Annotated in this window: 10 protein-coding genes; 7 read left to right on the top strand and 3 right to left on the bottom strand. The window is 47.3% G+C overall.

Features of this window, described 5'->3' with window-relative positions; translation table 11 throughout:
- Window positions 1-14: 14 nt before the first annotated feature.
- Both AC6R05_RS17210 and AC6R05_RS17205 read left to right on the top strand, forming a co-directional pair.
- The gene (locus AC6R05_RS17210) at window positions 15-656 is read left to right on the top strand and encodes a DUF2959 domain-containing protein (RefSeq protein ID WP_032551094.1); all 642 of its coding nucleotides are present in this window, start codon (window positions 15-17) and stop codon (window positions 654-656) included.
- Between the two features lie 13 nt (window positions 657-669).
- On the top strand, window positions 670-1,200 hold the full coding sequence (locus AC6R05_RS17205) for an AAA family ATPase (RefSeq protein ID WP_500648116.1): 531 nt from the start codon (window positions 670-672) through the stop codon (window positions 1,198-1,200).
- A 336-nt stretch (window positions 1,201-1,536) separates the two neighbouring features.
- Here the strand turns inward: AC6R05_RS17205 and typA are convergent, their stop codons facing one another.
- Entirely contained in the window at window positions 1,537-3,366 is a 1,830-nt protein-coding gene (gene typA / locus AC6R05_RS17200) for a translational GTPase TypA (RefSeq protein ID WP_032551091.1), read from the bottom strand.
- A gap of 553 nt (window positions 3,367-3,919) precedes the next feature.
- On the opposite strand from typA, the gene glnA reads away from it, so the two are divergent.
- The 5 genes from glnA to gepA all read left to right on the top strand — a co-directional run bounded on the left by glnA (window position 3,920) and on the right by gepA (window position 11,477).
- Entirely contained in the window at window positions 3,920-5,329 is a 1,410-nt protein-coding gene (glnA, locus tag AC6R05_RS17195; protein ID WP_032551090.1) for a glutamate--ammonia ligase, read from the top strand.
- A gap of 185 nt (window positions 5,330-5,514) precedes the next feature.
- The gene (locus AC6R05_RS17190; RefSeq protein ID WP_500648115.1) at window positions 5,515-6,078 is read left to right on the top strand and encodes a DUF4124 domain-containing protein; all 564 of its coding nucleotides are present in this window, start codon (window positions 5,515-5,517) and stop codon (window positions 6,076-6,078) included.
- A 168-nt stretch (window positions 6,079-6,246) separates the two neighbouring features.
- Window positions 6,247-7,323 carry a nitrogen regulation protein NR(II) gene (glnL, locus tag AC6R05_RS17185; protein ID WP_239842199.1) on the top strand — a complete coding sequence of 359 codons (1,077 nt, stop codon included), beginning with the start codon at window positions 6,247-6,249 and terminating at the stop codon, window positions 7,321-7,323.
- 112 nt (window positions 7,324-7,435) lie between these two features.
- Complete coding sequence (glnG, locus tag AC6R05_RS17180; RefSeq protein WP_032551086.1) at window positions 7,436-8,836, top strand: nitrogen regulation protein NR(I); 1,401 nt, start codon at window positions 7,436-7,438, stop codon at window positions 8,834-8,836.
- A 106-nt stretch (window positions 8,837-8,942) separates the two neighbouring features.
- On the top strand, window positions 8,943-11,477 hold the full coding sequence (gene gepA, locus AC6R05_RS17175; protein WP_500648114.1) for a phosphodiesterase GepA: 2,535 nt from the start codon (window positions 8,943-8,945) through the stop codon (window positions 11,475-11,477).
- Window positions 11,478-11,570: 93 nt separating this feature from the next.
- Here gepA and hemN read toward each other — a convergent pair whose 3' ends face one another.
- Together hemN and AC6R05_RS17165 are read right to left on the bottom strand one after the other, a co-directional pair.
- Entirely contained in the window at window positions 11,571-12,962 is a 1,392-nt protein-coding gene (gene hemN / locus AC6R05_RS17170) for an oxygen-independent coproporphyrinogen III oxidase (RefSeq protein ID WP_500648113.1), read from the bottom strand.
- A 240-nt stretch (window positions 12,963-13,202) separates the two neighbouring features.
- The gene (locus tag AC6R05_RS17165) at window positions 13,203-13,691 is read right to left on the bottom strand and encodes a DUF2489 domain-containing protein (protein WP_032551083.1); all 489 of its coding nucleotides are present in this window, start codon (window positions 13,689-13,691) and stop codon (window positions 13,203-13,205) included.
- Window positions 13,692-13,697 lie beyond the last annotated feature (6 nt).

The following is a 13,697-nucleotide window of genomic DNA, read 5'->3' as shown; positions in this document are numbered from 1 at the left end:
TATAGGAACCAAGGATGCCTTATTTTCTCGCCTTAGTGCTATCTATTTTTACCCTAACGGGATGTCAGTCGGCGTATTACTCCGCTATGGAGCAAGTGGGCTACCACAAGCGTGACATTATGGTCGACCGTGTCGAAGACGCCAAAGAGTCGCAGCAAGATGCTCAAGAAGAGTTCACCAGTGCTCTAGAAGCGCTTAGCAGCCTAACCAACTTCAACGGCGGTGACCTTGAAGATATGTACAACAAGATCAACGACAAATACCAAGACAGCGAAAAGGCAGCACAGAATGTCAGTGACCGCATCTCTGCAATCGAAGATGTCTCGGATGCCCTATTCGCCGAGTGGCAAGATGAACTCGACCTCTACACCAGCGCTTCGCTGCGCCGTTCAAGTGAGCAAAAGCTGCGAGAAACCAAGTCCTCTTATCAAACCATGCTGTCTGCGATGAAACGTGCTGAAAAGAAAATGGACCCAGTGCTCAATACGCTGCGCGACAATACGCTCTACCTTAAGCATAACCTAAATGCGAGTGCGGTCGGCTCGTTGCAAGGTGAGTTCATGAGCCTAGAGAAAGATATCGCCTTTGCAATCAAACAGATGAATGAAGCGATTGCCGAGTCAGATAAGTTTCTTGCTCAGCTAAACCAGAAGTAAATAGCACAACTTAATGCAACCTATCATCATTAGTGGTGGCCCCGGTGCGGGGAAAACGACCTTGGTTAACGCACTCGCACAACGCCACTATGCTACCTTTGCCGAGGCGTCTCGCCAGCTGATTGAACAGCAGAGCCTAATTGAGGGTGGTATATTGCCTTGGGTCGACCTGCCCGGCTTTGCTGCACTCTGTTTAGAAGTAATGAGTCAACAGAAGGCGCAGGCTAGCCAGCACTCAATCGCTTTTCTCGACCGCGCCGTGCCTGATATCTGTGGCTATCTATCTCAAGCAGAGCTAGAGATTGATGAGAAGTACCTAAAGGCGAGTCAGGGTTACCACCCTCAAGTGTTTGTGTGTCGCCCAGAAGCGAGCATTTACGTGCAAGATGAGGTACGCCCTTATCCGTTTGAGGGTGCTTTAGAGATTCACGATAGTTTGGTGGCGATATACCAGAACCTGGGTTATGAGGTGATTGAAGTGCCGTTTATGTCAGTTGAAGAGCGTGTTCATTTCATTGAAAGTCATCTAGGAATCAAAAACTAGATTCCAGATATTTCGTTCCTCAATTCTGGAATGACGATCCGATGAATTGAAATGGTACGCGCTCTTCGCATCCCGCATCCCGTTTACTCGAATCTAAACAGACCACCGTCATTCCCTACAGCGAAGCACGAGCATGATAGGGAATCTCTTCAATACCGTAGAAGAAAGATTCCAGACACCTCGTCCCTCGGTTCTGGAATGACGACTCAATAAACTGAAATGGTACGCGCTCTTCGTATCTCGCATCCCGCTTACTCGCATCTACTCTCATACAAAACAAAAGCCCCGAGCAGCATCGCTACTCGGGGCTTTTTAAACTCAATCAGTTAAATCTGATTATTTCGCTGCACGTGAAGCACGCTTACGATCCGATTCCGTTAGGAACTTCTTACGGATACGGATGCTTTCAGGTGTTACTTCTACTAGCTCGTCGTCATCGATGAATTCTAGAGCTTGCTCAAGAGTCATGATGATTGGCGGAGTAAGAACCTGTGCGTCATCAGTACCAGATGCACGAACGTTGGTTAGCTGCTTACCTTTCAGTACGTTAACTGTTAGGTCGTTGTCACGGCTGTGGATACCAACAACCATGCCTTCGTATACTTCAACACCGTGACCGATGAACATGCGACCACGCTCTTGTAGGTTGAATAGTGCGTTAGTTAGCGCTTTACCCATACCGTTAGAGATTAGTACACCGTTAACACGCTGGCCGATTTCGCCGCCTTTGTGTGGACCGTAGTGATCGAATGTATGGTAAAGAAGACCAGAACCTGAAGTTAGAGTCATGAACTCAGTTTGGAAACCGATTAGGCCACGAGATGGCATAACGAAGTCCATACGTACACGACCTTTACCGTCTGGAGACATATCAGTCAGCTCACCTTTACGTAGGCCGATGTTCTCCATGATGCCGCCTTGGTGCTCTTCCATAACGTCGATAGTTACAGTTTCGAACGGTTCCATTAGTTGACCATCTTCTTCTTTGATGATTACTTCTGGACGAGATACTGCTAGCTCGAAGCCTTCACGACGCATGTTTTCGATCAGGATAGATAGGTGAAGTTCACCACGACCTGATACGCGGAATTTGTCTGGATCGTCTGTTTGTTCAACACGTAGTGCAACGTTGTGTACCAGTTCTTTCTCTAGACGCTCAAGGATGTTACGTGAAGTTACGAACTTACCTTCTTTACCAGCGAATGGAGACGTGTTTACTTGGAACGTCATTGTTACTGTTGGCTCATCTACAGACAGTGCTGGAAGCGCTTCTACTGCGTTTTGTGCACAGATAGTGTCAGAGATTTTTAGCTCACCAAGACCAGTGATCGCGATGATGTCACCTGCGTTCGCTTGTTCAACTTCGTGACGCTCAAGACCAAGGTAGCCCATTACTGTGCCAACTTTGCCGTTACGAGTTTTACCGTCTGCGCTTACGATAGTTACTTGCTGGTTTGGTTTAACAGAACCACGAGTTACACGAGCAACACCGATAACACCAACGTAAGAGCTGTAATCTAGTTGAGAAACTTGCATCTGTAGTGGACCGTCTAGGTCAACTTGTGGTGCTGCTACTTCTTCAACGATAGTTTGGAATAGCGGTTCCATGTCTTCGCCAGTTTCGCCTTCTTCTAGAGAAGCCCAACCGTTAAGTGCTGAAGCGTAAACTACTTTGAAGTCTAGCTGTTCGTCAGAAGCACCTAGGTTGTCGAATAGGTCGAATACTTGATCCATAACCCAATCAGGACGCGCGCCTGGGCGGTCGATCTTGTTGATTACAACGATTGGTTTAAGGCCGTGTGCGAATGCTTTTTGCGTTACGAAACGAGTTTGAGGCATTGGGCCATCTACTGCGTCAACGATCAGTAGCACAGAGTCAACCATAGACATGATACGCTCTACTTCACCACCGAAGTCCGCGTGTCCCGGAGTATCTACGATGTTGATGCGGTGATCGTTCCAGTCGATTGCTGTGTTCTTAGCAAGGATGGTAATGCCACGCTCTTTCTCGATGTCATTCGAGTCCATTACGCGCTCTTCAGTCTCACCACGAGATTCTAGTGTGCCTGATTGTTGTAGCAGTTTATCAACCAGCGTTGTTTTACCGTGGTCAACGTGCGCGATAATCGCGATATTTCTTAACTTATCAATCTGTGGAGTAGACATGGATTCTCGATTCACTCATAAAAGTAGCCGCACATAACCTCTACAATCAGGGTAAGTGCCACTAGCTTGATTAAAAAAACGGTCAATAATATACCAGATTCTAGCAAAAACCCCAGAAATATGTGATCTGAACCAAAGCCTTTTTCCACAGGCGTTTATTCCCGATAAATAACCGGCCATCAGGCGCCCTCAATTCGAAATGGCTCTGCCTTCCATTTACCTCGGCCAAGCTGGTGAAATCTCTTCGTAAAATGAAAAAGTGGATTGACAACCCATGCAAATCGTTGCTGAATGGTACTCGTTTGTGACTCATTATGGTGCACAACAAAACAATTGCACCACAATCGTGCATCGCATGATCATTTTGGTGCAAAGAAACGCACCAAGAAAAACACAAACAAACTAAACCCTTGAAATTAATGGATTAATTTTTTTGGCACGCTTTTAGCTTTAGTTAAAACAGCATCGATTAATGCACCGAAAGACATTAATCAATGCTAGTTTCGACCGAATCGAGCACAAACCAAATTAATAACACTGGAGGTTATCCAAGATGTCAGTAGAAAACGTACTATCGCTGATCCAAGAGAACGAAGTTAAATTTGTAGACCTACGCTTTACAGATACTAAAGGTAAAGAGCAACATATCTCTCTACCTGCTCACCAAGTTGACGCAGACTTCTTTGAAGAAGGTAAGATGTTTGACGGCTCTTCTGTAGCTGGTTGGAAAGGCATCAACGAATCTGACATGGTAATGATGCCAGACGCATCATCTGCTGTTCTTGACCCATTCACGGAAGATGCAACGCTAAACATCCGTTGTGACATCCTTGAGCCTGCAACAATGCAAGGCTACGACCGTGACCCACGCTCTATCGCAAAACGTTCTGAAGAGTACATGCGCTCTACAGGTATCGCAGACACAGTTCTAATCGGTCCTGAGCCAGAGTTCTTCCTATTCGACGACGTTAAATTTGCAACTGACATGTCTGGTTCTTTCTTCAAGATCGACGACATCGAAGCTGCATGGAACACAGGTTCTGACGTAGAAGGTGGTAACAAAGGTCACCGTCCAGGCGTTAAAGGCGGTTACTTCCCAGTAGCTCCAGTTGATTCATCTCAAGACATCCGTTCTGCAATGTGTCTAGTAATGGAAGAGATGGGCCTAGTTGTTGAAGCGCACCACCACGAAGTAGCAACTGCGGGTCAAAACGAAATCGCAACTCGCTTCAACACGCTAACAACGAAAGCTGACGAAACTCAAATCTACAAGTACGTTGTACACAACGTTGCTCACGCATTTGGTAAAACAGCGACATTCATGCCTAAGCCACTTGTAGGTGATAACGGTTCTGGTATGCACGTTCACCAATCTCTAGCAAAAGACGGTGTTAACCTATTTGCTGGTGACAAGTACGGCGGTCTATCTGAAACAGCACTTTACTACATCGGTGGTGTTATCAAGCACGCTCGCGCTATCAACGCATTCTCTAACCCAGCAACAAACTCGTACAAGCGTCTTGTACCAGGCTTCGAAGCACCAGTTATGCTTGCTTACTCTGCACGTAACCGTTCTGCTTCTATCCGTATCCCAGTGGTACCAAGCCCTAAAGCACGTCGTATCGAGCTACGTTTCGGTGACCCAGCAGCGAACCCATACCTATGCTACGCAGCAATGCTAATGGCTGGTCTTGACGGTATTAAGAACAAGATCCACCCAGGCGAAGCTATGGATAAGGATCTATACGACCTACCAGCTGAAGAAGCAGCAGAAATCCCAACAGTAGCGTACTCACTAAAAGAAGCTCTAGAGTGTCTAGATGCTGACCGTGAGTTCCTAACAGCTGGCGGCGTATTCTCTGATGACTTCATCGACTCTTACATCGACCTTAAGTCTCAAGATGTAGAGAAAGTGAACATGACAACTCACCCACTTGAGTTTGAACTGTACTACTCTGTTTAATCTCTGGTAGAGAAGCTTTCTTACTGAAACTCTGTAAGAATCGCTAACTAAATATTAGGCTCGCCTCGCAGGCGGGCCTTTTTTATATTCCTCCTCCCGTATTCGCTTCGTACCATTCCCTATCAAACCAGCTCATTCCGACTGCTACAACGCATGCATTCACAGCATCTGAAAAGGTCATCATCATGAAAGCGATATGGATATTAATTGGGGCAATACTCTCAGGTATGGTGAGTGCTCAAACGGTCTACACCTGGGAAGACGACAAGGGTGTGCTGCACTTTAGTGATACACCAGACAACAGCAAAGCCAAGGCACTGGACCTACCCGATGTTCAAGCTGTGGCTCCGGCCCCTAAATTTGATAGCGCCTCGCCAGTTGACCTTAAACCTACAGAGCCTTTGCCAACTGCCACTTCCACTCAGGAAGCATCTTCGTCAGATAAGCCTGATACTCCGCCTCCGCTCATGCTGACTTTAATCACTCCTCAGCATGACCAGACCTTGCGCAGCAATCGAGGTTTGATTGCGATTGAAATAGAGCTCAACCGAAAACTGGGTATTGGGGAGCAGCTTCAGTTAATGCTAGACGGGCGCCGTTATGGTGCACCACAAACCACATCAACATGGGCACTAAAAAACATCGATCGTGGTGCACATACCATTGCTATTCAAGCACATAGAAGCGGCAAGCTTATTGCATCTACTACTCCAGTCACTGTGTTTTTACACCGTGCAACGATCAAGTAGGCCAATGTGCACAAAACAAGCCCAGTTTGTCTGTTTTTCACCGGATACTGACCACTTTAAGGCAACAGATAGGAATTATCTTTAGCTTCTGGTTGAGATGCGCCATACTTGAACTTATCAACGCACCAATTTGGTGCAAGGAAATAATCTCAGTTCAAGGATGCAACAGTGAATCGATCAGCGCAAAGCGACAGCATAGAGACACATCAATTATCTAACGCCATACTCGACAATATGGTGACGGCCACCTTGATGCTCGATGAGCAGCTCTATGTGCGTTATGCCAATCCAGCTGCCGAGCAGCTGTTCTCACAGAGTGCCAAACGCATTGTTGATCACCCACTCAGTCAACTCATTCAGCACGCCTCTCTCGATCTCGCACTACTTACACAGCCTCTGCAGAGTGGTCAAAGCATCACTGACAGCGACGTAACCTTTGTAGTCGATAACCGCCCGCTAATGCTGGAAGTCACCGTCAGTCCAATGACTTGGCAGCGTGAGACTCTGCTGTTGGTAGAGATGCGCAAGATAGACCAGCAAAGACGCCTCAGCCAAGAACTCAACCAGCATGCCCAGCAACAGGCGGCCAAGCTTTTGGTGCGCGGTCTAGCTCACGAGATAAAGAATCCACTCGGTGGACTACGCGGCGCGGCGCAGCTTCTTGGTAAGATGCTGCCAGACCAATCCCTGAACGAATACACCCAAATTATTATCGAGCAGGCCGACCGTTTAAGAGCATTGGTCGACCGCCTACTTGGCCCGCAAAAGCCGGGTAAGAAAAGTGAAGAGAACCTCCACCAAATTCTGGAGAAGGTGCGTCAATTGGTGGAGTTAGAGTCAGGCTCTTCATTGGCTATTGAGCGTGATTATGATCCGAGCCTGCCAGACATCTTGATGGACTCAGCACAAGTCGAGCAAGCGATGCTTAACATTGTGAGCAATGCAGCGCAGATTTTGAGCTCACAAGAATCGGGCAAAATCACCATTCGCACCAGAACGGTGCATCAGGCGAACATTCATGGGCAGCGACACAAACTCGCAGCACGCATTGAGATTTGCGACAACGGGCCGGGCATCCCAGATGAACTCAAAGATACCCTATTTTATCCAATGGTCAGTGGACGAGAAGGCGGTACAGGCCTTGGATTATCAATCTCGCAGAACTTGATTGATCAACATAACGGCAAAATTGATGTAGAGAGCTGGCCGGGGAATACCACCTTCACCATTTATCTACCGATTTAATAGATTTATCGGCATCACCAGAGAGCTGCTTGGGTGGTGTTGGCAACAAGATATAACAGCATAAAAACAACAATGATCATCACAATAGAATTGGCTGCAAAGGAATGGAACTATGAGTAAAGGATATGTATGGGTCGTCGATGACGACAGCTCTATCCGCTGGGTCGTTGAGAAGACGCTCTCTTCGGCGGACATTAAATGTGAAACCTTCGCGGATGCAGAGAGCGTGCTCATGGCACTGGAGCGCGAAACCCCTGATGTCTTAGTCTCAGATATCCGCATGCCGGGTATCGACGGTATCGAGCTACTTAATCAAGTTCAGCAACGCTCACCGGATCTGCCAGTCATCATCATGACCGCGCACTCGGACCTCGACGCAGCAGTTAACGCTTATCAGAAAGGTGCTTTCGAGTATCTTCCTAAACCATTCGATATCGATGAAACCCTCACTCTGGTTGAACGTGCGATTGCCCACAGCCATGAGCAAAAACGCGAACAAGCCAATGAAGTTGTCGATACCGATGCACCAGAAATCATTGGTGAAGCACCAGCGATGCAGGAGGTGTTCCGTGCCATCGGTCGTCTGTCTCGCTCTTCAATCTCTGTGTTGATCAATGGTGAATCAGGAACAGGTAAAGAGCTGGTTGCCCACGCTCTGCATCGCCATAGTCCACGCGCGACTAAACCGTTTATCGCCCTCAACATGGCCGCGATTCCAAAAGACTTGATCGAGTCAGAGCTGTTTGGTCACGAAAAAGGCGCGTTTACCGGTGCCAATAGCGTGCGCCAAGGTCGTTTCGAACAGGCTAACGGCGGCACCCTGTTCTTGGATGAGATCGGTGATATGCCACTCGACATCCAAACGCGTCTATTGCGTGTGCTTTCAGATGGACAGTTCTACCGTGTTGGTGGCCATTCCGCGGTGAAGGTCGATGTTCGTATCGTTGCAGCAACCCACCAAGACTTAGAGCGTTTAGTGCACGAAGGCGACTTCCGTGAGGATCTGTTCCACCGTCTCAATGTCATTCGCATCCATATCCCTGCACTGCGCGAACGTAAGCAGGATATCGAAAAACTAACGCAACACTTCCTAAGCTCAGCTGCAGAAGAGCTTGGCGTTGAGGTGAAAGCGCTACACCCAGAGACCATCGCTAAACTCAACCAACTCAACTGGCCAGGTAACGTGCGCCAACTAGAGAATATCTGTCGCTGGCTAACAGTAATGGCGAGTGGTAGTGAAATACTGCCATCAGACCTTCCGCCAGAATTGCTCGAAGAGAAAACGGTGACCACCAGCGATAGCGGGGATAGTTGGCAGAATCTTCTAGCGAATTGGGCAAAATGTGCGCTGGATTCCGGAGAAAAAGAGCTGCTCTCTTATGCGCTTCCAGAGTTTGAACGTATACTACTTGAAGCGGCTTTGAACCATACTAATGGTCACAAACAAGATGCTGCGAAAGTGCTCGGTTGGGGACGAAATACCCTAACTAGGAAGCTAAAAGAGTTGTACTAGCTTAGATATGCTCAAAATTGCAGTTACTTTTTAATCAAAAAAGTGTCGCTTGACTGGGATGGAGTCGGTACAATTACAGTACAACATACAAAAGTTTTAGTCGTCGATGTCCATAAAAACCCAAATTACACTCAGAACCGCAGTGGTTTTGCCGTTCGTGATGATTTTTCTCTTCACCATCGGTGTAATGGTTTTTACTCAGAAGAGCAGTTATGAGGAAATGGTTCGTGATGTCAGTGCGCGTCAATTAACATCACTGACAGAGAATGTTCACAAGAGCCTAGCTGAATTCCTAGAAAAGCCCTTTCACGCAAACCTATCTCTAAGTCACAACATTGGATATCACCAACTCTACCACCCGGGTAACCTGCGTGAGGTTCAAGACTATATTCTGCAGAGCTTCTCTGGGCATTTCTCAACCATTGAACAATTGGATGTGATCGGCTTTGGTTCTGAAGACAGTAATTACGTTGGCTTTCGCAAAGAGGCCAATAACGGCTATACGCTGATGGTTCAAGATGACCGCACTCAGAATCAGTTGGTCATCTATCGTGGCGGAAAAATCAGTGACGACATTCGCTCTGTTATCTCGAATTACGACCCACGCGTTCGTCCTTGGTACACACCTGTTGCGCACAAAACCAAGCCTGCGTGGTCAACGATTTACACCAATGCTGATGAAAGACAGGAGATCACGCTCTCTGCACTTGCACCAATTTACGACCAAGGTGAGTTTAAAGCGGTCATCGTTAGCGACATTAAAATCGACACCTTCAATGCCTTTCTCAAGCAACTGAAAGACAAGACAAACGCCTCGGTTTACATCATGGACAAAGAGCAGCGTATGGTGGCGCACTCTGATGGTGGCAGCGTGGTCTCTTGGGGTAATACCCGTCACTCAGATCGTGGTGAAAGACTGCTGGCATCGGAAAGCCCGAACCCAATCATTCGCGAAAGTGCCTCCCACGTCGACCAATTCCACCTAACAGATGATCAGCAAGTACACCGTTTTAGTTTCGATCTCGACGGCGAACGCTTCTACAACCAGATCACCCCTTATTCTGATGAACACGGTATTACATGGTTCATTGGTATGTCGATTCCCAAAACCGACCTACTGGGTAAGCTGCCAGAGAATCAACGCAATAGTTGGCTTCTAGGCTTACTGCTGAGCTTTGTGGGCATCACTTTAGGACTACTGGCATTTAATCGCGTTACCCGACCAATCACCTCAACCGCGGATGCAGCCAAGCAACTCGCGAAAGGCGATTGGGAAAGTACTATGCCGCGACCGGGCAACATCTACGAAACCAGTATGTTGGTTGAGGCGTTCAATGAGATGACCAACAATCTCAAGTCCTCATTCAATGCGCTACAAACCCAGCTTACCTATGACTCACTAACTAAGCTGTATAGCCGTGAAGGTATAGTGGATGCTGCGAAAAAGCTCAACATCGCCAATACTGGCACCCTGTATCTAGTGGGTATTGACCGCTTCCGCGACATCAACGACAGCCTTGGACACTACAATGGTGACCAACTGTTGATCATTGCAGCGGCTCGCCTGCGAGGTATCCTGCCAGAGCACTACTTACTGGCTCGCACAGGTGGTGATGAATTCGCTATCTACGCACCGGACGTGACAGGCCAAGAGGAAGTGGGTCTATTGGCAAACCGGCTGCTACAAACCTTCGCCTCCCCTTTCTGTATGGAGTCAGAAAATGTGGTGATTAATATTTCAATTGGTATTGTTCAGCAGTGTGAAGACAGCGATATGACCCTGTGGCTGCGTAACAGCAGTATCGCTTTGAGCAACGCAAAACAGGACAAGGCGCGCTTTAGCATCTACAGCCCTGAAATGGCTAATGCCTCAAGACATCGTACAAAGATGTTGGCTCGTATCAATAAAGCGATTGAGAAGAAGCAGTTTGAACCCTTCTACCAGCCAATCATCGACCTAGAAACAGGCACAACCATTGGTGCAGAAGCACTGGCTCGTTGGGTAACGGAGCAAGGTGTCATCGCACCGTTGGAGTTTATCCCATTAGCGGAAGAGACCGGACTTATCAGTGATATCGGCCAACAGATTCTGCACAAATCCTGTCGTGATACCGCGATCGCGATTGAAACCTGTATGTGGGCGCCTGATTTCTCAATTCACGTTAACTTAGCCGTTGATCAGCTAAGCCAAGCAGGCTTTGTTGAGCAGGTTAAAACCACGCTGCGCGATACTAAGCTCCCTGCTCGTAACCTCACCTTGGAGATCACCGAATCACGCATCGTCGATAACGACCCAACCATCATTGAGAATATGTTGGCTCTTAAGGCTCTGGGGATCTCAATTGCAATTGATGACTTTGGTACCGGCTACTCTTCGCTAGCCTACCTGCAAAAGCTGCCATTTGATTGCTTGAAGATCGATCGCAGCTTCGTCAACAAGCTAGAGAAAGAGAACCTTGATAGTTCAATCGTGGCTGCGATTGTGAATATTACGCGCGGCTTTAAGGTGAACTTAGTGGCTGAAGGTGTTGAAACCCAGCAGCAGGCTGATTTGCTTAAACAGCTGAAATGCCCACAAGCACAAGGCTTCCTTTACAGTCGCCCAGTGCCATTTGATGAGTGGCCACATCAGAGGAATTAACAGCAATATTGCTCTTGATAGAATAAAAAAATGCCAGCATCGCAATGCTGGCATTTTTATTGGGAAAACAGATAGTGTAAAAGCAGAGTTCGCTTAGATAACGCGAGAGAACTGCTGCTGACGCGCTTTGGCACGCAGGTACTTATCGAAGCACATACAGATGTTACGAATCAATAGTCGACCACGCAGGGTTACACGGATCTCTTTGTCATCCACTTCAACTAACTCATCGTTAATGAAGGTTTGCAGTAGCTCTAAGTCTTCTTTGAAGTAGCGATTAAAGTTCACTGAGAATTCAGACTCAATCTGGGTCTTATCCAGTTTAAAGTTACAGATCAGCTGCTTAATCACTTCACGACGCAATAGGTCATCGTTATCCAGTGCCACACCCTTCCATAGAGCATGACGAAGTTCGTTCACTTGAGCGTAGTACTTCTTCAACTCTTTCTGGTTCTGAGCGTAAGCGTCACCCACCATAGAGATAGCCGATACACCAAAGCCAATCAGGTCACACTCACCTTGTGTGGTGTAGCCTTGGAAGTTACGGTGAAGGATACCCTCACGCTGTGCTACCGCTAGCTCATCTTCAGGCAGCGCGAAGTGGTCCATACCGATAAACTGGTAGCCTGCGCCTGTTAGCGTCGCGATGGTGTCTTGCAGAATCGCCATCTTCTCTTCTGCTTTTGGTAGATCTTCATCTTTAATCTTACGCTGAGCCGCAAACAGTTGAGGCATGTGAGCATAGTTAAATACCGATAGACGACCCGGCTTCATGTCTAGCACTTGCTTCAATGTTTCGGCAAATAACGCCTGAGTCTGCTTTGGCAGGCCGTAGATAAGGTCAAGGTTGGTTGAGCGGAAACCAAGGTCTTTGGCACGCTGCACCATAGCAATAATGAACTCTTCATCTTGCTCACGGTTAACCAGCTTCTGTACTTCTTTGTTGAAGTCCTGAACACCAATACTCAGACGGTTAAAGCCTTCACTGCGCAGGTGGTCAAGCATATCTAGCTCAATCTCACGCGGGTCAACTTCAATACTGATCTCAGCATCTTGAGTAAAGTTGAACTCATCGCGCAGAATAATCATCAAGCGAGTGATTTGTGCTTTGCTCAAGAAGGTTGGTGTACCACCACCAAAGTGCAGCTGTGTCACTTCACGCCCTTGCAGTAGTGCAGCGCGTTGGCGGATCTCATGTTCAATGACATCCAAATACTCATCAGCCTTATGTGAGTGACGAGTGATCACCTTGTTACAACCACAGTAGTAACAAAGCTTGTGACAGAACGGGATATGTACGTAAAGAGAAAGCGGGCGTTCAGGGTACTGAGTACACGCCATGTCATAATCAGAGACCGTGAAAGCTTCATGGAACTCCAACGCAGTTGGATAAGAGGTGTAACGCGGACCAGAATAGTTGTACTTGTCTAAGATGGCTTGATCCCAAACGATTTGCTGGCTCGTTACTGCTGGCTTGCTCGACATGATGGTATTTCCAATTTAGATCCGCGAATACTGATGTACTCTCAAATCATTTTACATACATTAAAATATAGACGGGTTATTTTGCCACACGACTTGTAAGGACGTTTGACAGCTATTCGCTTTTTGAACACCAATGCTCAAAATTGATAGCTTGATCACTAACCGACTTAGGGGATGTAAGATAACACAAAGGTAAGAGGGCTTATTTGATGTGACACCACACCACATAAGCCCTTTTTATTAGATCATCTGAATGTTGATTTGGTTATTAAGCGGTTTTACTTTCTTCTGTAACTGCTTCAACTCTTCAATGATGGATTCGTTCAAGCGTGACTCGGCTTTTTGTCGAGCCAGGTTCTGCTTCATACGCTCTCGCTTCGGAAGATTTTGTCGATCTTCACCACGCGCCATGTCCTTAACCACATGATACAACTCAGAGGTCGCAGGGTATTCGGCGTCGAAATCGACACGTTCATCGCCCTGAACAAAGTCCATGATGTTGTACACGCGGATACTAATCTCTGACAAATCACACTGACCTTGAATGCCGGCAAGACATAGAGTGTTCACGTTGTCGAAGATGTTCGCGTTACGCTTCTCGATGGCTAGAGCTTTATGCTGCTTTTGCAACTCCGTCTGCTTCTTCACTTGAAGTAGAAGGTAACCTGCGTAACAGCCCAAGCCGAGAACGATAATTCCGCCAGCAATTGCTAATAAGGTTACATTCATAGGTTC

Source organism: Vibrio sp. R11-SG3-ISO9 (genome assembly GCF_059834255.1).
The sequence above is the reverse complement of the archived record's forward strand: the minus strand, read 5'-3'. Positions and strand labels throughout refer to the sequence as shown.

Bases quoted from the DNA above. Each gene is read 5' to 3' on its own strand.
- hemN (WP_500648113.1), bottom strand. From the start codon at position 12,962: ATGTCGAGCAAGCCAGCAGTAACGAGCCAGCAAATCGTTTGGGATCAA.
- AC6R05_RS17205 (WP_500648116.1), top strand. From the start codon at position 670: ATGCAACCTATCATCATTAGTGGTGGCCCCGGTGCGGGGAAAACGACC.
- AC6R05_RS17210 (WP_032551094.1), top strand. From the start codon at position 15: ATGCCTTATTTTCTCGCCTTAGTGCTATCTATTTTTACCCTAACGGGA.
- AC6R05_RS17165 (WP_032551083.1), bottom strand. From the start codon at position 13,691: ATGAATGTAACCTTATTAGCAATTGCTGGCGGAATTATCGTTCTCGGC.
- glnG (WP_032551086.1), top strand. From the start codon at position 7,436: ATGAGTAAAGGATATGTATGGGTCGTCGATGACGACAGCTCTATCCGC.
- gepA (WP_500648114.1), top strand. From the start codon at position 8,943: ATGTCCATAAAAACCCAAATTACACTCAGAACCGCAGTGGTTTTGCCG.
- glnA (WP_032551090.1), top strand. From the start codon at position 3,920: ATGTCAGTAGAAAACGTACTATCGCTGATCCAAGAGAACGAAGTTAAA.
- typA (WP_032551091.1), bottom strand. From the start codon at position 3,366: ATGTCTACTCCACAGATTGATAAGTTAAGAAATATCGCGATTATCGCG.
- AC6R05_RS17190 (WP_500648115.1), top strand. From the start codon at position 5,515: ATGAAAGCGATATGGATATTAATTGGGGCAATACTCTCAGGTATGGTG.